Genomic DNA, 23,743 nt, shown 5'->3' with positions numbered 1-23,743 from the left:
ATTTTTGGTTAGAAATCGATTTAAATTATAAGTTAATGGATATGCTTTCCTCATCATATACCTAAGGTTGGGCATTTCTGATGTTATATTTGTTCCAGGTAAAATAAAACTGCCCACCAATGGACATTTCATTGTGTTGTAAATGGGCAGTTTAGGTTGTGATTTGTTTTAAGAATTTGATTGTCAGTCTTTTATATATTGGCATCACGATTGAGTAGGCATCGGAAACTCACAACTAACAACAGCCATATGATTAAGAATTACTTACTTATAGCTATTCGGAATATCCTTCGGAATAGGACCATCTCTTTCATTAATATTTTTGGCTTGTCCATAAGCATGAGTATATGCCTGCTGTTGATCATAATAGTGGCAGATCAATTTGCTTATGATGACTTTCATGAGAACAAGGACAATATTTATAGGGTAATTACTGACAGGACTAACGAAGGGATTACCTGGTCAACAGCTACCACTACATACCCTCTTAGTGATGCTTTAAAGGATCAAAATTCAATAAAGCGAATGACTGTGGTGGGAAGGAACTTTGCTGGAATAGCAGCCTGGAATGATCAGGAAATACCATTTTCAGGCTATAATGCCGATAATAACTTTCTTTCCATTTTTAATTTTCCGCTTAAATATGGAAGTGTGAGGTCGGCACTAACTGAGCCTAACTCTATAGTGATTTCCAACCAATTGGCCCAAAAGATATTTGGTAGCAAGGATCCTATCAATGAAGTACTGGCAGTGGAGGGACAGGGTGAATATAAAGTAACAGGAGTTCTGGAAGACTTCCCTGGAAAAACGCATTTTAACTTTGAAGCACTGGCCTCTTTTGATCAACCAACGGCCCAGCAAATGTCTGATAGTACCTTTTATAATGGCTTTACAGATTGGAGTAATATCTATCAGACGTACATCTACTTTGAAACCGAGGATAACGCTAATCTGGAGGGTGTGAAAGCTTCTTTAGCCAGGGCGGCAACTAGTAACTATGATCCAGAAGGAGAGTACTTGTATGAATTTAAAATTCAGAAGCTCAACGGTATTACCCCAGGTCCTTTGTTGAGTAATACTACAGGTTTTGGGTTACCGGACTTTATGATTTATATCATGTTAGGCATAGCCCTGATTGTGCTTTGTTCAGCATGCTTTAATTATGCCAATTTAACTACGGCCAGAGCTATGAATAGGGCTAAAGAGATTGGGGTAAGAAAAGTTATAGGAGCCAGGAAAAGACATATTTTCTTTCAGTTTATGACCGAGGCCCTCATCATTTCGGTAATAGCTTTTGTGTTTGCTGATCTTTTAACGCAGTTTTTATTGCCTCAAATGAATAGCTTTTTTGCCTCGGTAGGAGCGCCCGTTGGCTTTAATGAGACTAGAGGACTTTATTGGTGGTTCTTAGGCTTTGTGATATTGGCCGGTCTGGCGGCTGGGGTTGTCCCTTCTGTTTTCTTCTCAGCTACCAACCCTCTTCAAGCCTTGAAGAAAACCATTCAGCTCAATAAGCTAAGTGGTAGATTAGGTTTTTCCAGATTTGATATGAGAAAGGTTTTGGTGGTCATTCAGTTTGCCTTTTCTATTTTCTTCGTCATCACGGTAGTTACCATTTATCAGCAGTCTAAGTTCGTATTATCTGAAGGGCATGGTTTTGAAACTGAGGGGGTCGTAAACGTCCATTTGCAGGGTGTGGATTATGAAAAAGTCCGCACTGGTTTTGCGCAAATATCTGGAGTGAAAACGGTAGCTTCTACCACATTTTTGCCGGCCTTAGGAAGTAATAATACTGCACAGCTAACCCTTCCAGGTCAGGAAGAGCCGGTGATATTTAGCTTTTTTGGTGTGGATCAAAATTATATAAACTCATTAGGTTTGGAACTACTTGCTGGGCGCGGTTTTCCAGAGGTGATGCCAAAAGATGATCATTACGTAATTATAAATGAAACTGCGGTAAAACAGATGGGCCTTCAAACCCCAATGGAGGCTGTGGGTGAGGTCTTAGTGGAGGACGAGCATCATTTAGAAGTTATAGGAGTAGTTAAAGATTTTCATTACGAAAGAATGGATGAGAAAATAGGTCCTTTGTTACTTCGCTATCAGCCTCAAAATGCTAATAATGCTATTGTGGTATTAGATGAACGAGTGAGGAAGGATGTAGTGGCGGAACTTGGTGCTGTTTGGAAAGAAGTCACTAACAGGCCCTTTGAATATACTTATTTCGAAGATGATCTTAAGCTAAGTTATGGCTTCTATGAGGCTTTAGTTATGACTTTAGGTTATATAACTCTTATCGTTATCTCCATCTCTTGCCTGGGGCTTTTGGGTATGGTTATTTATCATATACAAAATAAAACTAAAGAGTTAGGGATTAGAAAAACCTTAGGTGCAGAGGCTATCAACCTGCTCTCAATTGTTGGGAAGGGTTTTCTAATTATGATTTTGATTGCCTATGCTATTGGAGCGCCCATCGCCTACTTTGTAAATAATATGTGGCTTCAGCAAAATGCTTATCACATTAATTTTGGTTGGCAAACAATGGCTTTGGGGTTTGTGTTGGTCATGATTATTGTAATCAGTACCGTGGCTGCTCACCTATATAAAGCTATCAGAGTTAATCCCATTGATTCATTAACTAGTGAATAATTAAGGTGGAAGAACTTCTCTGAGCACTTATTTTTTGAGAGTTATTTATAAAATCGATATTTTTAATAAATGTATTGGTTTTATAAATATCCTTTTATGCCCGAATTTCAACAGTTTTTCCTAATGAAATAGATAATCTAAATGGGCGATAGTCTTAATCTATTTGATCTGGAGACCCAATAATGATAATCTTGCGGGCTATTTGATAAGCATATTCAGATGACACTTCAACAGTTACAATACGTTATAGCCTTGGATAACCATAGGCATTTTGTGAAAGCGGCAGATAGTTGTTTTGTGGCGCAACCTACATTAACACTACAAGTGAAAAAATTGGAGGATGAGATTGGAATGTCGATTTTCGACCGATCTTCTCAGCCAATATCCCCCACAATTATGGGTGAACGCTTCATCATTAAAGCCAGGCAAATATTGCGTGAAGTGGAAGGCTTGAAGGAAATGGTTAATCAGGAGCTGAATGAAATAAAGGGTACTTTTAAAATAGGTATAATTCCTACTTTAGCTCCCTACCTATTGCCCAAATTTCTGAAAGATTTTAGTGATGATCATCCGGATATTTATCTTGAGATAAAAGAGATGCAGAGTGAAGATATCATTACAGGAATTCAAAATAGCACTCTGGATATAGGTTTAATGGTTACGCCTCTGCATGAGGGGCATGTGCGTGAGATTCCACTCTTTTATGAGCCTTTCCTGGTGTATGCTCATCAGCATCATCCGGTGTTGAGAAAGGAGAAAGCCACAGCTGCAGATATCACTAAGAAAGGCCTGTGGTTGCTTGATCAGGGCCATTGTTTTAGAAATCAGGTACTTAATATTTGTGATGAATCTAAAAATGGTGACAACGGAAATCGTATCACATTTGAGAGTGGCTCCATTGAAACCTTGAAAAACATGATACAAAGTCATAGTGGTTACACGCTTGTGCCTGAGTTAGCTGTGAATCAAAAGCATGATTATGAATACATTAGACGGTTTGAAGAGCCTCAGCCCGCCAGAGAGGTGAGTTTGGTGGTACATAATAGTTTTACAAAAGAGCTACTGCTCACCAAGCTAAGAAAATACATCATTAAAGGCGTACCGGATAGTTTCAAGAAAAATGAGCGATTCATCACTGTGAAGTGGAGGTGAGTTCTAAAATTATTTCGGCATACAATTCATAAAATAGGAAATACTCAATATAGCTTTTTGCGAAACAAAGCCGTTTGTCAATAATCCAATTTTTTACATCTGATAATTAGAAAATGACCAGATGAATCAATAGTTTTGCTAATATTGAAGTTTAAACATTGAATTTATAATATGTCATTATACGATAATTTACATTGGCGCTATGCCACCAAGAAGATGAATGGTACTGCAGTGCCAGAGGAAAAGGTAGAGAAGATTCTTGAGGCTATTCGTATGGCGCCAACTTCCATGGGTTTACAGCCATTTCAGGTAATTGTGATCACTGACCATGAGTTGAAAAAAGAGATTTTGCCATTGGCTTTTAATCAGCAGCAAATGGTAGATAGCTCGCATTTATTGGTTTTTGCAGCCTGGGATCAGGTAACAGAGGCCAGAGCGAAAGCTTTTATTGAGTTGAACATGAAGGTAAGAAATGTTACTGAAGAATCACTTGCTACGGTAGCAGGCTATCTTGAAAACCTGGTGAAAGCTGGTGCTGAAAGCAACTTCAACTGGACTTCAAGACAGGCATATTTGGCTATGGGATTTGGCTTGGTAGCTGCAGCGGAAGAAAAGGTAGATGCTACTCCGATGGAAGGATTCAATAATGCCGGGTTAGATGAGCTTTTAGGCCTGGATAAAATAGGTTTGAAGAGTGTAACATTAATGCCGCTTGGTTACAGAGATGAAGAAAACGATTGGTTAGCGTCACTTCCTAAAGTGAGAAAACCTGCTGAAGAGTTGTTCATAAAGAAATAAAAACCTACAGTTTAATTTCAGACAAAAGCTGCTTTCCGAAAGGGGGCAGCTTTTACTTTTTTAATAAAATCACATCTTAATAGCACCGGCTCCGTATACTTTATTTGAAGTTTGAACAATGAATAAGTGATGTCAGATAAAAATATAAAGTATTCGGTTTTAGAATTAGCCTCAGTGGCAGCGGGTAGCACACCAAGAGATGCTTTTGATAACAGTGTAAGATTGGCGCGTCATGCGGAGAAGTTGGGGTATACTCGCTTCTGGCTGGCGGAGCATCATAATATGATAAGTATAGCCAGTGCCTCTCCTCAAATTTTAATAGGGCATATCGCAGGCGTTACAAGTAAAATAAGGGTAGGCTCCGGTGGTATAATGCTTCCGAATCATTCGCCTCTAATTGTTTCTGAGCAGTTTGGAACTTTAGGTGCCTTATATCCTGACAGAATAGATTTGGGGCTGGGGCGAGCTCCTGGCACAGATCAGACTACTGCACATGCCATCAGACCAGATAGAATACAGGCAGTGCATAGCTTTCCGAGAGAAGTACAGCAGATACAGGAGTACTTTTCTGAAGAAAATGCGCAGTCAAGTGTGCGAGCCATAGTAGCGGAAGGAGTAAATGTGCCAATCTATATTTTAGGATCCAGTACAGATAGTGCATATTTAGCAGCGGAAAAGGGTTTGCCTTATGCTTTTGCCAGTCATTTTGCACCCACACATCTGTTTGATGCCTTAAATATCTATTATAATAATTTTAAGCCATCTGAGCAGCTGAAAGAGCCTTACACCATCGCAGGAATTAATGTGCTGGCCGCAGATACTGATGAGCAAGCAGAGCGATTAGCCACTTCACTTGTAAGAATGATGCTTGGCGTTATGACTAACAAACTCGACTACATACAGCCACCAGTAGACATGACTCCAGAAATCCGAGAGTTAATGGATAATCCAGCCTTTCAAAGAATGCTGAAATATGGTTTCATAGGCTCAAAAGATACAGTGCAACATAAAACCGCTCAATTCTTAAAGGAAACAGGAGTAGATGAAGTAATGGTAGCCTCTCACGCGTTTGATATTAATGATAGAATTAAATCATACACCATTTTCTCAGAAGTGATGAATGAACTAAACCAAGCCCCAATAACTCAATAACCAATAACCAATAACCAATAACTAATAACCAAATAACTAATAACTCAATAACCACTACATTACCCACATGTCTACCAAAAGTAAATTCGCTCTAACGATCTTACTATACGTGATCATCGGTACAATCAGTATTTGGATTAAAGATATTATACCAATAGAGGCTACAAATTCAGCTATTTATAGAGCATATGCCTTATCGGTACTTTGCTTTACTTTTTTGCTAATGGTTTTATCTGCGGATGTCATACAGAATTTGAGAAGTCTCGGGCGAACGTTAATGATTACCACTTTTATTTTTCTTATTCTCCAGACCATAGGATTGGTGATTTTATCCAGGTCAGGTATTTACGAGGACGAAAAAGTGGTTTATACAGACCCTCATGATCCAGATCATAAAATTATAGAGCAGCGGCTGGCAGGAATAGGGAGTGATCATTACCGTACCGCTGAAATCATTGAACTGATGCCTGGGTTTAGGTATATTGTTGAAATAGAGCAGAGTACATATTAATGTTGTTGCATTGGGTTTCGGTAAAATGATGAAAGCTGCAAAGAGTTATTCGCAGTCTTCTGCCTTTTCATCTCCTGTTATGGTCCATCCTTTGGAGGTTAATATTGCTCTTGCTGATTCACCCTTAGAGCAGTATTTCTGTCCACTCGTAACTAAATGAACACCTTCCTTTACATCCTGCTTTGACCAACCTTCCAGGGTGTTATCATAATTTGTGGTCGATAAACTACTGCCAAATATTAAGTACATTCTTTCAACATTACTTATATTCCAACTACTTAAATCTTGATTGAAGCTATTTGCTTCAAAAAACATTGTATATAAATCTGTAACACTGCCAATTTCCCAGCTTCCAATATTCTGATTGAAAGAGTTAGCACTATAAAACATGCCTGACATCCTTTGAACATTACTAACATCCCAATCGCATATGTCACCATTAAACGCAGCGCAATAATTGAACATTTCGTACATGTTAGTGACAGAGCTGACATTCCATTGGTTTAAATCTTGATTAAAATCCTTGGCATATTTAAACATTTGAGACATATCTTGTACATTGCTCACATCCCATTGATTAATATCCTGATTGAAGGATTCAGCACCATTAAATACCCTATGCATACTTTTCACATTGCTGACATCCCATTGGCTGATGTCACCATTGAAAACCTCATTGTGTGAAAACATAGAATCTATTTGCTCAATATGACTCATGTCCCAAGAGTTAAGGTCACAGTCAATTTTGGTTGATGAAAACATACCATTAAGTTTTGTAACGTTCTTTAAGTTGGGAGCATCCTTGAAATTGGCCTTCAAATTATAACCAATACTAAATGCTCCTTCGAAAGAAGCCCATTCGTTATCTCCCCATTGATCAATAGAAACCAATTTACGTGCATACGCCGTTTTTCCCCATAATAGCTTTTGAAAAAATATAGCTGGGAATATTCCGGTGATCTCAACTTGATGTTCCCCAGCCTCTTTATAGGTGTGAAAGGCGTCATCAGTATGATTCATCGTCACTTGCCCATCGCCCCAGTCAACTGTGTAATTATAAGAATAGGTCCAGTTATTAACGGGAATAATTATCTCTTCATTCTGCTGAGTGGTTACCCAGGTAGTAATAAAACTTTTCGGGTCATCAAGGTCTTTTAAGTTTATTACAGCTTGTATTTCGGCTTGTGTACTATCTTTTGCAGTTATCACCACAGTGCTGATAATAGTTTCATTTTTTTCAAAATCAAAGAGAGTGGCTTCTTTTACCATTAACTCACCAGTTACCGAATCTATGGTTAGTGATCCATAGGGTTTAATGTTATATAATTTGAAAGCGAGTGAATCTCGGCTGGCAGACGCTTCAATTTTTCCTAAGACAGTTCCACTTTCAGGATTTTCATCAATTGTTGTTTGAAAATCTTTTGCTGTAATTACTATAGGCTCTAGCTCTGGATTTGGCTCATCGGTGTTAGGAGGCAATGGTGGTGTCACTGGGTCATCTTCACTGCAGCCTATCCACATGAATGTTATGAGCATTAATAGTACAAATACAACTTCCTTTTTCATAAATGCGATTTGATGGAAATTGCAAATATAAATATTTTCACTTTTAATGTTTAACTAACTTCACCCACACATCATCTAACCCAACATTTCTATCAATATAATATCACTTAAACTTCATGAATATTTAATCAATATATCAAAAGTCTTTATTTAATAAATCGATTTAGCACTTTGTAAGCTTGAAAAAGTCCTCTAAAGTCTAATAATGCAGCTTTATGCAGTTTTCTTAATTTTACTCTATTGTTAAGTGCTTTTGCACTCAAAGACAAATGCATTGAGTTTTGATTAAGTTTTACCAGATATAATTAAAAAACAGATAATAACCGATGTGATTGGCCGGTGATTAGAGCTAATAATTTTGCACAAGCAAACACTTATAAGTGCTTGTAATGAAACAGCTTATCAACCAACCAATCGCACAATGAAAACACATTTACTTGCTATTTTATTCTTGTTGCTTTCTGCTTCTTTTTCCTTTGCACAGGAAAGGGTAGAAGGGAAGGTGACAGATGCATCAGGAGAAGGTCTTCCGGGTGTCAATGTTATTGTAAAGGGTACCAATTTAGGTACTGTTACTGCCGCAGGCGGATCATTCAGCTTGCAAGTTCCTGCTGAAGCTACACTTATATTCAGTTTTATTGGTTATGCTCAGCAAGAAGTACAGATCGCTGGTAGGTCTACTATTAATATCACCATGGAGGAGGAAAAGATCAGCCTTGATGAGGTGGTAGTTACTGCCATCGGTATTAAGCAGCAAAAGAAAAAGCTTGGCTATGCCACGCAGGAGGTTAATACTGAGGTGATTAATGAGGCTAGCACGCTTAACCTCGGAAACGCGCTCACCGGAAGAGTGGCTGGTCTTACAGTAAATAACCCAACAGGTATTTTCCAATCGCCTTCTTTTAGTTTAAGAGGCAAAACACCACTTATTGTGTTAGATGGTGTACCTGTAGAGACTAACCTTTATGATATCTCTCCGGAAGATATTGAAAGTATTAACGTACTAAAAGGAGGTGCTGCTTCAGCGCTTTATGGTTCCAGAGGTAAGAATGGGGCTATCCTTATTACACGTAAAAATGCCACTAAACCAGGGCTTGTAGTCAATTTTTCAACTAGTGATATGTTCACAGCTGGCTTCACAGTATTCCCTGAAACACAAACGGAATATGGTAACGGATCCAATGGTCAGTATGAATTTTGGGATGGTGCAGATGGCGGTATTTCTGATGGTGATATGATCTGGGGACCAAAATTTGAGCCTGGCGTAAAAGTGCCACAGTGGAATAGCCCGATCAGAGATAAACAAACTGGTGAAGTGATAGAATGGTACGGTAACGTAGCTGGGACCATCTATGATGATAAATCAAGATATGAAAGAGTGCCTACCGACTGGGTAAGACATGATAATCTTAAAGATTTTCTTCAGACCGGAATTGTTACTAAAAACGATTTTTCAATCGGCTTTCAGGGAGACAAATCAAGGTTTTACTTTTCTGGTAATTATGCCTACCAAAAAGGGCAGGTGCCAAATACTTCCATGCAGACGGGTGGACTTACCTTTAACTCGTCTTATGACCTTTCCAGCAAGGTGCAGCTAGATGCTACTTTGAGTTATAATAAAGTGTACTCCCCGAATTATCCGCGCTATGGCTATGGTCCTAAAAATCACATGTATACTATTTTGGTATGGATGGGTGATGATGTAGATGGCAATGACTTGAAAAATCATATGTATGTGCCTGGTTTTGAGGGCTACCGTCAGGCTAATTATAACTATGCGTGGTATAATAATGTGTACTTTGCCGCTTACGAGCTGGAGCAGGAGTATAATAAGAATACACTTGATGGAAAGTTAAAGCTGAAGTATCAGATAACGCCTGATTTTTATTTACAAGGTCGCGTTTCTGCCAGAGAGCAAAGATCATTTGAAGACATTCAAACGCCAAAATCTTATCTTAACTATGGAGATTCAAGAAATGGAGATTATAAAAACTGGAATAAGAACCAGCTAAACTTTGATACTGATGTGCTTGCGTCATACACCAAGGATTTATCTACCAATGTTGGATTCACCATCAATGCAGGAGCGTCTAACTTCTACAGAAAATATCAGGAAGAATATTCATCTACAGATGGACTTATTGTGCCGGAAATATATAATCTGAGTAATTCTCAGGGTAATATCATGGGAAGCAACCTGCTAAGAGAGAAATCGATCCGAAGTGTTTACGGTACCGTAGAGCTTGACTTTTTAAATTCTATATTTCTAAACTTCTCCGCAAGGAATGACTGGTCTTCTACATTGCCTACTTCTACTAATTCCTATTTCTATCCATCAGCATCATTAAGCGCAGTGCTGTCAGAGCTTATGTCGTTTCCTCAAGCCATGGATTACTTTAAGGTGTATGGTTCGTGGTCTCAGGTGTCTAGTGATTTAGATCCTTATTCTATTTTCTCTACTTACAATCAGGGTGTTACTTATGGGTCTACACCATCTGTTCAGTATCCATCAGGGTTAGTGAATGCTTCCATTATGCCTGAGAAATCTACCACTTCGGAGGTGGGATTTTCTACTTCACTTTTGGAAAGAAAGGTATCAATAGAAGGTACTTACTACAGAATACTGGATGAAAATCAGATTATAGACCTTTCTATTTCAAATGCCTCAGGCTTCTCTACCCGAAAAGTGAATGGCAACGAGTATACCACTAATGGTTTTGAAGCTATGATTCATTACATGCCAATAAACACCAGTGATTTTAGCTGGAATGTGGGGCTTAACTGGACGCGATCAGTGAAAAAGATCACAGATATCTATGGTGATAATGAGAAATTTGGAAACCTTAAGGAAGGAGAAAGAGCGGATAGCTACTATGGTACGGTTTGGCAGAAAAGTGCTGACGGTCAGGTGATTATTGATGCAAACACAGGCTTACCTACCAGAGATGCTTATCAGCAAAATCTGGGACACCTGGATCCATCGTGGAGGCTTGGGCTTCAGAATGTGTTCAAAGTAAAAGACTTCACTATTAATGTAGACGTGGATGGAGCCTGGGGAGGAATCATCAATTCATTAACTATCGAGAAAATGTGGTGGGGTGGAAAGCATCCTAATTCTACTAAATATAGAGATGAGGAATATGCCGCAGGACAGCCTGTTTACGTTCCGGAAGGGGTAAATATAACAGAAGGTGAGCTTACCAGAGATGTAAATGGTGACGTGATCTCAGATACTAGAAAATATTCTCAAAATACCACCGCTGTGAGCTGGCAAACCTGGAGTCAGGTTTATCCTTACCGAGCCAAAGTAACAGAGGATGAAAATGAGTTTTTCGCCAATACTTTCGATCGTAGTTACTTTAAATTGAGGAGGGTTTCTGTAAGCTATGACCTGATGAACATCATTCAGTCTAGCAAATTACAGCACCTTAACCTATCTGTATACGGTTATAATCTGGCCATTTGGAAAAAGATGCCTTATCTGGATCCTGATTATGGTAATGATAATGATCTGCAAGATCCATCAGCCAGATATGTTGGTGTTACGCTTCAAGCTACATTCTAATAACCTGATAATTCGAAAATGAAGATGAAAAAGATATTAATCATATTAAGTATAGTGGTTGGGCTTTCTGCATGTCAGGACCTGGAGGAAATGAATGTGAACCCTAATTCACCAACTAAAACACACCCTCAGCTATTGCTTACCAATGTTGAATGGAATGCTTTTCAGGCCTTTACGGGCACTGATCCTTTGTATGCCATTAAAATGCTGGTTCAAACTGATGGTGAAAATTCTTACCAATATTATAAATGGAATAGGGGAGATTTTGACGATTATTCTACGTTAAGAAATGTCACTAAAATGATGGAGGAGGCAGAGCGTATAGAGGATGATTCTTATATCGCTTTAGGTAAATTTTTCAGAGCCTATTACTTCTATAACTTAACACTCACTTTTGGAGATGTGCCTTATACTGATGCCTTGAGTGGTGAAGGTTCTGAAAATTATCAACCTGAGTATGATGATCAGCAGGCCATTTTTGAAGGTATTCTTGCTGAGCTAGCTGAAGCTAATGACATTTTGAAATCCAGCAATGCTATTATCGCCGGAGACATTATTTATGATGGAAGCACCGAGTCATGGAGAAAACTAATCAATGCTTTCAGACTAAAAGTAATGCTTACTTTGTCTAATAAAAATGGGGTGGTTAGCGCTTCAGATTTTGCCTCTATTTATCAAAATGAGCCTTTAATGGAGAGCGTGGCGGATAATGGCCAGTTAGTATTTTTAGATCAGCAGAATAACAGGTATCCTCATTTCAATAGCAGTGGTTTTAGCTCTGGTATGTACATGGATTCTACCTTTATAAAAAGGTTGCAAGATCGTGAAGACCCAAGGTTGTTCATCTATGCTACACAAACCAAGTCAGCCAAAGAAGATGGTAAGGCTATCAATGATTTTACTGCTTATGAAGGCGGTGACCCTGCAGCTCAGTATAATGATGTGAACTTGAAAGCCGCTAATGGTAAGGTCTCAAAAGTAAATCCGAGATACTATCAAGATCCTGAAAATGAGCCTTATATGCTTTTGGGTTTCTCCGAACAACAACTCATTTTGGCAGAAGCAGCCGTGAGAGGTTGGATATCCGCAGATGCCGCTCAGCTGTACAATTCTGGTGTAAAAGCCTCGTTCAAGTTCTATGAAATGTATGCTGAGAACTATTCTGAGTATGTTTCTGAAAGTGAAGCTGATGACTACCTGGCTAAAAGTATTAACAGTTTTGCTAATGCTGGTGACATGCAATCAAAAGTGGAGCTTATCATTATGCAGAAATACCTGCAGTCATTCTTACAGATTGGTTGGTCAGCATATTTCGAGCATTTGAGAACAGGCGAGCCTACTTTTAGAAGACCATCAGGTGTAACTATTCCATACCGATGGATGTACCCTCAGTCTGAGTATAATTTTAACACTAGTAATGTAGATGCTGCCATAGCTGAGCAGTTTGGTGCCAGCAATGATGATATCCATGAAATTACCTGGTGGTTAGAATAAAATAGAATTTAAATCACAATATTGACTATCCGATGGCTTTCCAGTCATTGGATAGTTTCATTTCAGAGCTGATGTTTTATGGTTAACAAATTCATAACCTGAATAGGCATTTTATTAAAACCTGATAACTTACTTTGCAACGCATTAACCTACGACCGATTTTTATTTCCAATGACTGATTCTAGACGAGATTTCCTTAAAAAAGTAGCATTGCTCACTGGTGGAGCAGGAGCCTGGCATGTTTTACCACAATCTGTGCATAAAGCCATGGCTATAGCACCAGATCCCGGCACCACTTTTTATGATGCCGAGCATGTGGTGATGCTGATGCAGGAAAACCGATCTTTTGATCATTGCTTCGGTACTTTAAAAGGGGTACGTGGTTTTAATGATCCCAGAGCCATTACAATTCCAGGTAAGTTTCCAGTTTGGCTGCAGCCTGATAATCATGGAAATAGATTTACACCCCACAGACTGGATATTAAGAATACTAAAGTGACCTGGATGGGAGACCTTCCGCATTCATGGGAGAATCAGGTAGATGCTCGAAATGAAGGTAAGTTTGATGGATGGATTGAAGCAAAGCGCCCCGGTAACCCTGAATATAGAGATTTTCCATTAACCATGGGATATTATACCCGTGAAGATATTCCTTTTTATTACGCCATGGCTGATGCCTTCACGGTGTGTGATCAGCATTTTTGTGCCGCTTTAACAGGTACTACTACCAACCGAAATTACTTCTGGACAGGTAAAACTCACAATGGTCCTCAGGACAAGGCAAAAGTTCGGAATGGAGAGATGGGATATGACAACGAGGTAAACTGGACCACATTTCCAGAACGCCTGGAAGAAGCAGGGGTCTCATGGCGAGTATATCAAAATGAAGTGAGCTTGCCTACCAATGTTGAAGATGACTCATTACTTGCAAATTTTACGGATAACAATTTAGAGTGGTTCGAGCAGTTTGGAGTACGATTTAGTCCGGGCCATTATGATTGGATGCTTACCACTAAGGTCCAGCTTGAAAAGGAAATTGTTGAGGAAAAGGATATAGATGCAAAGCAAGAAAAGGAACAAAAGCTAAAGGCCCTCACTGACTATATCAGTAAATGGAATCCAGAGAAATTTGCTGAGCTTACTGAGGTTCAAAAGAATTTACATAAAAAGGCTTTCACTACTAATATTAAGGACCCTGATTACCACAAAGTTCAATCCATGGCCTATGATGATGGGGCTGAGAAGCGCGAAACCAACCTGCCCAAAGGCGATATTCTACATCAGTTTAGGAGTGATGTAAATAGCGGCAAGCTGCCAGCGGTTTCTTGGGTAGTGGCACCTCAAAAGTTTTCTGATCACCCAAGTGCACCTTGGTATGGAGCCTGGTATGTATCTGAAGTGCTAGATATTTTAACTAAAAACCCTGAAATCTGGAAAAAGACCATTTTTATTGTTAATTATGATGAAAACGATGGCTATTTTGATCATGTACCCCCATTTGTAGCCCCTAATCCGGCAGATAATGGTTCAGGAAAGCTTTCTGAGGGTCTGGACGTAACCGGTGAGTTCGTTACTAAAGCGGCTGAGAAGAAAGAGAGTTTTTCAGATCAAGATGCCAGAACCAGCCCCGTAGGGCTAGGTTTTAGAGTGCCACTAATAGTGGCTTCACCATGGTCTCGTGGAGGCTGGGTAAACTCTGAAGTTTGTGATATTACATCAACAATTCAGTTTTTGGAGAACTTTTTATCTCATAAAACTGGTAAAAAGATAGAAGAGCCTAACATAAGCAGTTGGAGAAGGACCATCAGTGGTGACCTTACCTCTGTTTTCAGGCCATATAATGGAGAGAAGATTGAATTTCCAGAATGGGTGGATCGTAAAGAGTTTACCAAGGAAATTTACAATGCTAAATTTAAGAAATTGCCAGGAGGCGTGAAGTCATTGTCAAAAGAAGAGTCTAAAAATATAGCAAGAGAAGGGAAAAATTCATCACAACTGCCTAAGCAGGAGCCGGGTACTAAGCCGTCTACTGCTTTGAATTATGATTTACATGCAGACGGTAGACAAAGTCCTGATCGTAAGAAGTTTCTGATCAGATTTGTGGCTGCGCAAAATATTTTCGGTAAAAAATCACTGGGAGCCCCGTTTAATGTGCATGCACCAGGTAACTATAAAAACAAAGAAACAGGTGAGTTTGAGCCTGTAAGAACATGGTCTTTTGCTGTTAAATCCGGAGATACTCTTGAGTATGAATGGCCAGTAGAAGAGTTTGAAGGAGATGAGTATCACCTACAGGTCAATGGTCCTAATGGATACTACCGCGAGTTCAAAGGAAAAAAAGGCAGGCCTGGTGTAGAGCTTGCCTGTGAAGCAGTAAAAAAGGGTAGAGGTTATAAGGAGCAAATGAAAGTGATGCTCAAGAGTAACTCGAACCATGATGTGGAATTGGTAGAAGAGGTTTATAACAAGACCAATAAAAAGCTCTCATTAAAGCCAGAGACTATGCAAACAGTGATCATAGACACCTCTAACAGTCAAGGCTGGTATGATTTTAAAGTGCGCTCTGAAAATGTAGAAATCACCTACGCTGGTAGACTGGAAACTGGTAAAAACAGTATTTCTGATCCTCAGATGGGGTGATGAGTGGCCTGGTTTAATAATCTTGGTCTTTCGTAGGTTTCTCCATCCTAATTCTTGTTTTCAATGAGGGTTTGTGGATTCTATGCCTTCGTTGGTGTTATCACCAACGAAACTACGAACCGATCTAGCAAACGTCATTCCGGCCGCAGCGAAGCGGAGAGCCGGAATCTTGCTGATCAGTTTTAGTAAACCTCACAGTAAAATTCCGGATATTCCTCCGCTCTGCTACATAATTTTGGAATGACGTTCCCGGATATGGCTAGTAATGTATGAGTATTTAACTTTCGCCTTCGTAGGTGTCTCCACCTACGAAACTACAGGCAGTAATCTCGACATAGATACCCCAAACAAAGCGTCATTCCGGCCGCAGCGCAGCGGAGAGCCGGAATCTCGCTGTTCAGCTTCTAGAAACCCAACAGTAAGATTCCGGATATTCCTCCGCTACACTACTGAATTCCTTCTTGCTTTTCATAGCCAAGGTTCCTTTACTTTTTTGCAATCGACCAAAAAAGTAACAAAAAAGTCTTTCTTGCTGCAAGGTCTTCCGAGAGCGGCATTATTCCATAGATATTCCCTGCCACTAAGGACTTGAGATAAACCTGTTTATCCTTTAAGATTATTCACACGACTGAGCAGCAAGATTTGAAGACCACCATCGAGTCACCCTGAGCCCCGTCGATCAAAGTTAACAGAAGGAGGCAATTAAAATTTCATGCCGTCGTAGGTGTCTCCACCTACGAAACTACGATGCTTTTTATTTAAGCACCACGTACATATAGCAAACGTCATCCCTATGTTTGAAAGATTTAGCAATAGCAAATATTTATTTCATGATCTTTTTTAAGATTGTTTTATACTTGTAGGTGTAAAAGATTAAAAGATTAGAATGAGAATATTAATTTTTGCCATTACCTTTTTATTAATCACGCTTTCCGCGGAAGCTAAGAAAATTGAAGGAAAAATAATTTATGAGGATCATACAGAAGAGGTAGTTTTTGATGTGCCAATGCGTTCGGGTAGTATCAAATACATTAAAATTCAGTCAGGAATTACTTATTTTGATCATGAAAATAATGAGAAGGTTGTATTACCGCAAGATGCCAAGGAGATACGCTTTAATTACAAAGGAGATGCGATTGTTTTAATATCGTTTAATACCGAACATGAAAATGGTGGTCATTATCTCATTAATCACAATGAACCTTATTCATTTGTGCATAGGAAGCAAAATGGAAAGCTGAAGTTGTATGATCATGAAAGCTATTTACAACATGAGAGTAGATATTCGAATAATAATTCTGGTAAGACACTTGAATTAAACTTATATATGCAAGTAGGGGATGGGCCTTTAAAGTATGTGATGAAGAGAGGCTTTGATCGATTTATTAGCAGAATTCTGAAAGACTGCCCTGAAGTAGTTGAATTAGTTAATAACAAACATTTCAAGAGAAAACACCTGGAAGAGATTGTTGATTATTATAATAGCCATTGCGGCGATTGATCTTCTACAAACTTATTCCTGGTCCTTTCCAGGTTTCTATCTGCCAAATCACTTTCCCTAATCCTAGTTTTCAACGAGGATTCTTGGTGCTTGGCATTTGCGCTGCGATTATTGCTAAGGGGTTCATTTCATAGCTAAGGTTCCTTTACTTTTTTGCAATCGATCAAAAAAGTAACAAAAAAATCTTTCTTGCTGCAAGGTCTTCCGAGAGCGGCATTATTCCATAGATATGCCCTGCTACTAAGGACTTGCGATAAACCTGTTTTTCATTTAAGATTATTCACACGACTGAGCAGCAAGATTTGCATGTATGCATCTTAGTGCCTTTGTTGGTGTTATCACCAACAAAACTACCAACTGAATCCTTCGCTTTCGTAGGTTTCTTCAACTTGACTGCATGCATATCATGTCCACAATAATAAAATGCCTTAATCGTTTCAAATAAAAATTAAAATTGTTTCATTTATATAAATAATATAATTAGGGAAATGAAATTAAAATCCATCCTCCTCATCCTTTGTGTCACTATAGCCATTCCATCTTTTAGCCAGACTAATCTATCGATTAAGGAGCCGTTACACGAATTGAAGTCCACTACACATCTGAAAGCCATAGAAACCTTTCATGTTAATGTGGATGGTGTAGGGAAAACTACAGTAACTTTGGCAATGGCGCCAGATTGGAATGATCCTGGAGATTTTTTATCTGTGACATTAAAGAATGAGCAGTATAATGTGACTTTTACTAATAGTGAAGGATGGGTGAAGATTCAGGATGGTAATTCAATTGCAGGTGATTTATTAACTCAAAGTACGGTTAATTCAAAAAATGCCATTGTTTGTCATTCAGATAAATATGATTATTTAGTACTTACAGGGTACACTTATGCCAGCTCTTATGGATTATTGACCGTTATAGATTTACGTAAAGGTGAAATTTTGGTAAATAGAAACATCAAGTTAATGTCCATTGATGAAAAAGGAGGAATGACCTTTGACTTTAATGGTCCAGTTTCACTTCACTAAAGGTTTCTAAGAAGTTGATGATAAAATCATTAATATATTTTTTGTGCTGATCACTCTCTCGTGCCACTAAAAAGTGCTTTCTCTTTAGTCCATGCTGCCCGATACGTTTAAAGCTCAACTCTTGAGGTAATTTAAATGCTTTTAATGCCCACAGAGGCATACATGTAACGCCCATGTTAGCGCTTACCATTTCCAGGGCCACTTCAGTTAGCGGTATGGCCGATATTTTTGAAGGAGTTACCTGATTAGGTTTTAGAAACTGTTCGTAAACTGATACTGTTTCGAGAGGAAAAGAGTGAATGATCAAGTGCAAATCCTGAAAATCCTGCGTATCCAGGAAATGTTTTTTGGCTAGTAAGTGCTCTTTATGCATAATGGCATAGATTTCATCTTCATAGATCTCAAAATTTACTAGCTTTTCATGATTTGGTTGGCGGGTGACTATAGCTATATCAATATCCTGAGAGAGTAGCTTGCTAATGGGGTGATGTGTGGCTTCCAGTATAAGATCTACCGTAATTTCTGGATATAATAAGCCCATTTTTTGGATAAAAGATGAGAGCCCCTGATAGAATGAATAGCATTCTGTACTCACTTTTATAAGTCCGGCTGAGCCCTTTCTTATCTCTTCAATATTCTTGAAGCCTTTTTCTATGCTATCTAGGATTTTATTTGCTAACTTATAGAGTGCCTGGCCCTCTTCAGTGAGCTCCCAGTTGTTCCTTGTTCTTAAAAATACCTTGAATCCCACCCTTTCTTCAAGTTCTCTAAGCTGGTGGCTAAGAGCAGATTGAGTGAGAAAAAGTTTTTCCGCAGAGTTAGCAATGCTGCCCTCATCTGCGATGGTTTTAATGAGTCTGAAATGCTTGATTTCCATGGAGACCAAGTTAATAAATATAATAATGTGACAGTTTGAGAATTTTTCAGCTATGGCTGAGAATACCTCATTTTCAGAACTAGGCCGGTGTAATACCTGAAATTACATTTGTACAACTTAAATCTTAAAACTATGCTAAGTCAAACTGAATTTTACGAATGCAAATTGAACTACGAAATGGATCCATCAGATCTATTTGATGCATTGGAAGCCGAAGAAGATGTAGTAGTTATCGACGCCAGAAAGGAATTTGGATATCGGAAAGAACATATTCCAATGGCCATCAATCTACCTCATAGAGAGATGAACGAAGAATCTACCAGTCATCTGGATAAATCAAAAACCTATGTGTGTTATTGCGATGGAATTGGCTGTAATGCTTCCACAAAAGCAGCACTGAATATGGCTCGTCTTGGGTTTAAAGTGAAGGAGCTCATTGGTGGTATTGCCTGGTGGAAATTAGATGGTTACGCTACTGAAGGTACTAATGGCACTTCTGGAGTAACCATGAGATGTGCTTGTTAACCTATGATTATTAGACCGGCGAAGATGAATGATGTTGCAGCAATAGCAGAACTATGTAAACAGCATGCTGAATACGAAAAGAGTGATATTGAGGTAGATCATTTGGCAGAAAAACTTTCCGAGCTACTATTTAAGAATCAAGTCATTCAATGTCTGGTAGTGGAGCAGGCGGATAATCTGGTAGGCTATGCTTCAGTTATGAAGCAATATTCTACCTGGCATGCCTGTTCCTATTTATATCTCGATTGCTTATACCTTCAAGAGGAGGCAAGAGGTAAAGGGTTGGGAATGAGATTGATGCAAGAGATATGGCAATTGGCCATAAAAGAAGAATGTGACCACATTCAGTGGCAAACCCCGAGTTTTAATAAAGCTGCCATTGGGTTTTATAAAAAGCTTGGAGCCGTTTCAAAGATGAAAGAGAGGTTTGTTTGGAGGTAATCATCATTGAATGTGCTAAGGAGACTTTGTTTGATATATTGGAAAATAAATTTGCTCATTAAGCCACATTTTTACATGTGACTTAATTAGCAAATTATTAATAAATTAAATCGTCTGGATCCCCATTTGATGCTGTACATCCATAAGAGCAACCAGCATAGTAGAAGGATTGTGCCGTATTCGCTGTCTGCATGTCTCCTGTGCTAGCATAAGTATCAAACCACACCTCGTGAGATTCCATTAAACAAATGTCATAACAGTTGGTATCCTTAAGCGCATTTGTATTGGTTTTGGATGTGGAAGTAAATTGACTACTTACAAATTTTACGCCTTTGCTTTTAATGGTGGTTTTAAGTCTATTCTCAAGCTTTTGATAAATGGTATTTGTGCCTCTGAAAAGAGCTTTTTCTTCAATAGAAGCTTGTTCCATAAATTCCTGAAAGGAAGAATAGCTGGCTGCCACCTGAGAAGCTTTAGTTATATTAAGTTGTGATAGATTCTCTTCTAATTGCTTTTGAATAGCCAAAATGTCTTGTTCTGTAAGTTCTTCACTTTCGAGTATTTGTTCTTCAGTTTCTTGACATGAGTAAATGAATAAGGTGGTTAAAAGGATTAGAAACGAAATTTTTAATGTTTTTTTCATTGTTATGGATTTAGGTGTAAAAAATTTCCAGAATTCTGGAAGTGTTAATTGTATTTAATACAATCTTGATCTTAATATCCCCTATTCAAAAAATGATTTTTTTTTAAACTCTAGAACTCTCAGCTATTATGGTTTGATGATAAGCTTTTACTATTACCAACTTGTGATAATAGTCATGCTACTTTAACGGATTATAAATTTTATTTTTTTAATAATATAATTAATTTGTTCACCAGTCTAGTTGGTGATCTATGAAAGCTCGAGAAACCTATCTTAAGGGTAAATCTGTATTTATTATATCTGTATTAGTTATAGCTGTAACTGTTATCACGATCTATGCCACCGGAATTAACTACAGCAGGAGCCTGACCAACAACTTTTATATTTCACTTGCGATTATAGGCTTTTCATTATTTTTATTCATGACTTATGGTTTATATAAGGGGCTAAAGCTTGTGAATGACATGCCTGAAATCAACAGTTATGAAATGGGAAGTATCATAACAGGGGCAGGAAGTATGCCCGAGTTTGGAGAGGTTGATGGGGATGATAATCCATTTACCAATTTGCTATTATCTATCCTTTGGTGGATTGTGATGAGTATAGTAATGTTGATACTGATGCTCGTGTTTGAATTTGTGCTCTGGATTTCGTTAATTCTAATATTAGCAATGCTCTATTGGGTGTTTTTTCGAGCTTTAAAGGCAGTGTTTTCCAGGTCTCCTCAAACTAGGGGGAGTTTTTCTGCTTCAGCAGCTTATGCTTTGGGTTATACCTTAATGTATACTGGGTGGATGTTTGCTGTAGTATTTATTTTCGATATAATCAGGTAGGTCAAAATCATTCAAAGATGAGATACTTAGTATTGTTCTTCATGCTTGTAACAATTTCTAGTGCGGTTGCGGCTAAAAACCTCAAGGGTAAAATATTCTATTTAGACGGCAGCGTTGAGGAGGTAAAATTCAGAATACCGGTTGACTTTCTTTCAGGTAATCCCAAATATCACATTATTCAGGAGGGAATGAAATATTATCAAGGAAACAGCCTTCGAAATCTGGATCCCAGTGGTGTGGATAAAGTGATACTCGCAAACAAAGATGAGATCATAACTATGGTGGTGGTTCCCAATTTTGACGGCAAAGGTGAGGTAATAAAAGGTGCTGGCTCAGAAATTTTCATAAGAATATTGAAAGAAGGCGCCCTAAATCTCTATGAGTTGGCTCAAACATTTAATACAGGTCCCATGATAGATGCCAATGGTATGGTCATGGGCGGAGGTCAATCCATTTCACATTTATATTTACTTCAGTTCTCAGAACAAGAATTGCACAGAATAGAAACACCATTTAAAAGAGAAATGGCAGAATACTTTAAAGACTGCCCCAAATTGGTGGCGCTTATAGAGAACAGGTATATCACTAAAAAGGACATTTTCCTGATGGTAGATTTTTATAATAACAGCTGCGTGGAGTAAGAGATAGATGATGATTTTTGCGGTCGATCAAAGTAGGTATACCTGCCACTAAGGACTTAAAAAGAGTCTGTTTTACAAAATCTTTCACCGCATGACTAAGTCTCTCTTGCCTTTGTTGGTGTTATCACCAACAAAACTACCAGCCTATCCCTTGGCTTTAGTAGGTGTCTTCATCTGCTACCCTTGTTTTTAATTGGATTTGCAGAACCTAGTATTTGTAATGCAATTATCACTTTCGCATTCCATAACTTCGGTTTCTTTACTTTTTTGCAGTCGATCAAAAAAGTAACAAAAAAATCTTTCTTGCTGCAAGGTCTTCCGAGAACACAGGCATTTCATAGATATGCCCTACCACTAAGGACTTGAGATAGGTCTGTTTTTCAATATTGTTTCACCGCACGACTGAGCAGCAAGATTTGTATTTATGCGTATTCTTGCCTTTTATGGTGTTATCACCAACAAAACTACCGGCCTAAATACCTAATCCTCGTCTGTGACGAGGATTTGTTGACAATGGCATTTGTAATGCCAGTGCGATCACCAAACCTTCACTTCAATGACCTTCCAAAGCCCAAATGTGTGAGCAAAACTAATAACCCAAAAGCACCTCCTGCTACGCAAACACCGGTCCACTGAAAGTGAGTCCAGGCCAGGCCGCCGATGAGGGTTCCGGTGGCGCCGCCAATGAAATAGAGAACCATGTACACAGTATTAATTCTGTTTCTTTCAGATGGATTTCCTTCGAAAATTATGGTTTGGTTGGTAATATGAACTGATTGTACGCCAAGATCCAGGAGTATAGCTCCGATGATTAAGCCTATGATGCTGGCATGAGAGAGGCCCAATATCACCCAGGAGATGGCTATAATTATTACAGCACCTATTACTATTTTGCTTTTGTCATGCTTATCTGCTAACCTGCCTACATAAGAAGCTGCTATGGCTCCCGCTATGCCTGCAAAACCAAATGACCCAGCAGCATCGCTACCCATATTAAAAGGTTCTCCTTCTAATAGGAAAACCAGCGTAGTCCAGAAAATACTAAAACTGGCAAAATCAAATGCTCCTCTTACAGCTGCTATTCGCAATCTAGGCCTGGTTTTGAACTGGTGAATGATAGATTTTAGTAACTGTCCGTAGTTGCCACTGAATTCTGGTTTAAGCGTCGGAAGTTTAATTTTCAGAAGGATCCATAATAAAACCATAATGCCGGCAGCAATGAAATACATGGACCTCCAGCCCAGGTGTGCTCCTACAAAGCCGCTTATAGTTCTGGAACCCAAAATTCCTACGAGCATTCCGGTCATCATAGTGCCGATGGATGCTCCTCTCTTTTCATCAGTAGCCAGCTGTGCTGCCATAGGAACGAATAGTTGAGGTAGTACCGAGCTTAGACCTATGAAAAAGCTGGCGATCATCAGCGTGACTAAATTTGGAGCTACAGCAGCTGCTAATAGTGCGGCGATTATAAATATGAAATCTGATAATATAAGCTTTTTTCGTTCGTATTTATCTCCTAACGGTACTATTAAGAAAAGCCCTACAGCATAACCAATTTGTGTAAGCATAGGAATGAAGCTGACCTCAGTCTCCGCCACATGGAATGATCGCGCCATTTCTCCTAGTAGTGGCTGGTTATAGTAATTATTAGCCACCACCAGTCCGGTGCTGGCTGCCATGAGTATAAGTAGTGATTTTGGTAATTTATTCGTAGTCAATTGATTGCGGTA

18 protein-coding genes are annotated in these 23,743 nt (G+C 38.8%); 14 read left to right on the top strand and 4 right to left on the bottom strand.

What is annotated here, in order from left to right; all coding sequences use genetic code 11:
• Positions 1-249: 249 nt before the first annotated feature.
• From LVD16_RS22495 to LVD16_RS22475, 5 genes are all read left to right on the top strand, one after another.
• Positions 250-2,649 (top strand): ABC transporter permease, encoded by a 2,400-nt coding sequence (locus LVD16_RS22495; protein ID WP_233770547.1) that lies wholly within the window; start codon positions 250-252, stop codon positions 2,647-2,649.
• A gap of 219 nt (positions 2,650-2,868) precedes the next feature.
• A complete protein-coding gene (locus LVD16_RS22490) occupies positions 2,869-3,801 on the top strand; it encodes a hydrogen peroxide-inducible genes activator (RefSeq protein ID WP_233770546.1) in 933 nt (310 codons plus the stop codon).
• A gap of 171 nt (positions 3,802-3,972) precedes the next feature.
• Positions 3,973-4,599, top strand: a complete 627-nt coding sequence (locus LVD16_RS22485) for an NAD(P)H-dependent oxidoreductase (protein WP_233770545.1) — start codon at positions 3,973-3,975, stop codon at positions 4,597-4,599.
• 129 nt (positions 4,600-4,728) lie between these two features.
• A complete protein-coding gene (locus LVD16_RS22480; protein WP_233770544.1) occupies positions 4,729-5,751 on the top strand; it encodes an LLM class flavin-dependent oxidoreductase in 1,023 nt (340 codons plus the stop codon).
• Positions 5,752-5,818: 67 nt separating this feature from the next.
• A complete protein-coding gene (locus LVD16_RS22475; RefSeq protein WP_233770543.1) occupies positions 5,819-6,262 on the top strand; it encodes a hypothetical protein in 444 nt (147 codons plus the stop codon).
• A gap of 45 nt (positions 6,263-6,307) precedes the next feature.
• On the opposite strand, the gene LVD16_RS22470 is transcribed toward LVD16_RS22475, so the two are convergent.
• Positions 6,308-7,828: a BspA family leucine-rich repeat surface protein gene (locus tag LVD16_RS22470; RefSeq protein ID WP_233770542.1), complete on the bottom strand. Its 1,521-nt coding sequence runs from the start codon at positions 7,826-7,828 to the stop codon at positions 6,308-6,310.
• A gap of 421 nt (positions 7,829-8,249) precedes the next feature.
• On the opposite strand from LVD16_RS22470, the gene LVD16_RS22465 reads away from it, so the two are divergent.
• From LVD16_RS22465 to LVD16_RS22445, 5 genes are all read left to right on the top strand, one after another.
• Positions 8,250-11,393, top strand: coding sequence for a SusC/RagA family TonB-linked outer membrane protein (locus LVD16_RS22465; RefSeq protein ID WP_233770541.1), 3,144 nt, complete (start codon positions 8,250-8,252; stop codon positions 11,391-11,393).
• Between the two features lie 24 nt (positions 11,394-11,417).
• Positions 11,418-12,887, top strand: a complete 1,470-nt coding sequence (locus LVD16_RS22460; RefSeq protein ID WP_233770540.1) for a SusD/RagB family nutrient-binding outer membrane lipoprotein — start codon at positions 11,418-11,420, stop codon at positions 12,885-12,887.
• 171 nt (positions 12,888-13,058) lie between these two features.
• The gene (locus tag LVD16_RS22455) at positions 13,059-15,527 is read left to right on the top strand and encodes a phosphocholine-specific phospholipase C (RefSeq protein WP_233770539.1); all 2,469 of its coding nucleotides are present in this window, start codon (positions 13,059-13,061) and stop codon (positions 15,525-15,527) included.
• A gap of 886 nt (positions 15,528-16,413) precedes the next feature.
• Positions 16,414-17,028 (top strand): hypothetical protein, encoded by a 615-nt coding sequence (locus LVD16_RS22450; protein ID WP_233770538.1) that lies wholly within the window; start codon positions 16,414-16,416, stop codon positions 17,026-17,028.
• Between the two features lie 488 nt (positions 17,029-17,516).
• Positions 17,517-18,053, top strand: coding sequence for a hypothetical protein (locus LVD16_RS22445; protein WP_233770537.1), 537 nt, complete (start codon positions 17,517-17,519; stop codon positions 18,051-18,053).
• Here LVD16_RS22445 and LVD16_RS22440 read toward each other — a convergent pair.
• Positions 18,028-18,930: a LysR family transcriptional regulator gene (locus LVD16_RS22440; RefSeq protein WP_233770536.1), complete on the bottom strand. Its 903-nt coding sequence runs from the start codon at positions 18,928-18,930 to the stop codon at positions 18,028-18,030. The genes LVD16_RS22445 and LVD16_RS22440 overlap by 26 nt on opposite strands.
• A 132-nt stretch (positions 18,931-19,062) precedes the next feature.
• On the opposite strand from LVD16_RS22440, the gene LVD16_RS22435 reads away from it, so the two are divergent.
• Positions 19,063-19,455, top strand: coding sequence for a rhodanese-like domain-containing protein (locus tag LVD16_RS22435; protein WP_233770535.1), 393 nt, complete (start codon positions 19,063-19,065; stop codon positions 19,453-19,455).
• A gap of 3 nt (positions 19,456-19,458) precedes the next feature.
• The gene (locus LVD16_RS22430) at positions 19,459-19,896 is read left to right on the top strand and encodes a GNAT family N-acetyltransferase (RefSeq protein WP_233770534.1); all 438 of its coding nucleotides are present in this window, start codon (positions 19,459-19,461) and stop codon (positions 19,894-19,896) included.
• Between the two features lie 97 nt (positions 19,897-19,993).
• Here LVD16_RS22430 and LVD16_RS22425 read toward each other — a convergent pair whose 3' ends face one another.
• Positions 19,994-20,539, bottom strand: coding sequence for a hypothetical protein (locus tag LVD16_RS22425; protein ID WP_233770533.1), 546 nt, complete (start codon positions 20,537-20,539; stop codon positions 19,994-19,996).
• Between the two features lie 251 nt (positions 20,540-20,790).
• Between LVD16_RS22425 and LVD16_RS22420 the strand changes: the two genes are divergently transcribed.
• Positions 20,791-21,372: a hypothetical protein gene (locus tag LVD16_RS22420; RefSeq protein ID WP_233770532.1), complete on the top strand. Its 582-nt coding sequence runs from the start codon at positions 20,791-20,793 to the stop codon at positions 21,370-21,372.
• Between the two features lie 17 nt (positions 21,373-21,389).
• The gene (locus LVD16_RS22415; RefSeq protein ID WP_233770531.1) at positions 21,390-22,013 is read left to right on the top strand and encodes a hypothetical protein; all 624 of its coding nucleotides are present in this window, start codon (positions 21,390-21,392) and stop codon (positions 22,011-22,013) included.
• Positions 22,014-22,561: 548 nt separating this feature from the next.
• Here LVD16_RS22415 and LVD16_RS22410 read toward each other — a convergent pair.
• On the bottom strand, positions 22,562-23,731 hold the full coding sequence (locus tag LVD16_RS22410; protein ID WP_233770530.1) for an MFS transporter: 1,170 nt from the start codon (positions 23,729-23,731) through the stop codon (positions 22,562-22,564).
• Between the last annotated feature and the right edge of the window lie 12 nt (positions 23,732-23,743).

Origin of the sequence: Fulvivirga ligni (assembly GCF_021389935.1) — a bacterium.
Taxonomy (GTDB): Bacteria; Bacteroidota; Bacteroidia; order Cytophagales; family Cyclobacteriaceae; genus Fulvivirga; species Fulvivirga ligni.
This window is presented reverse-complemented; position numbering and strand designations above follow the sequence as displayed.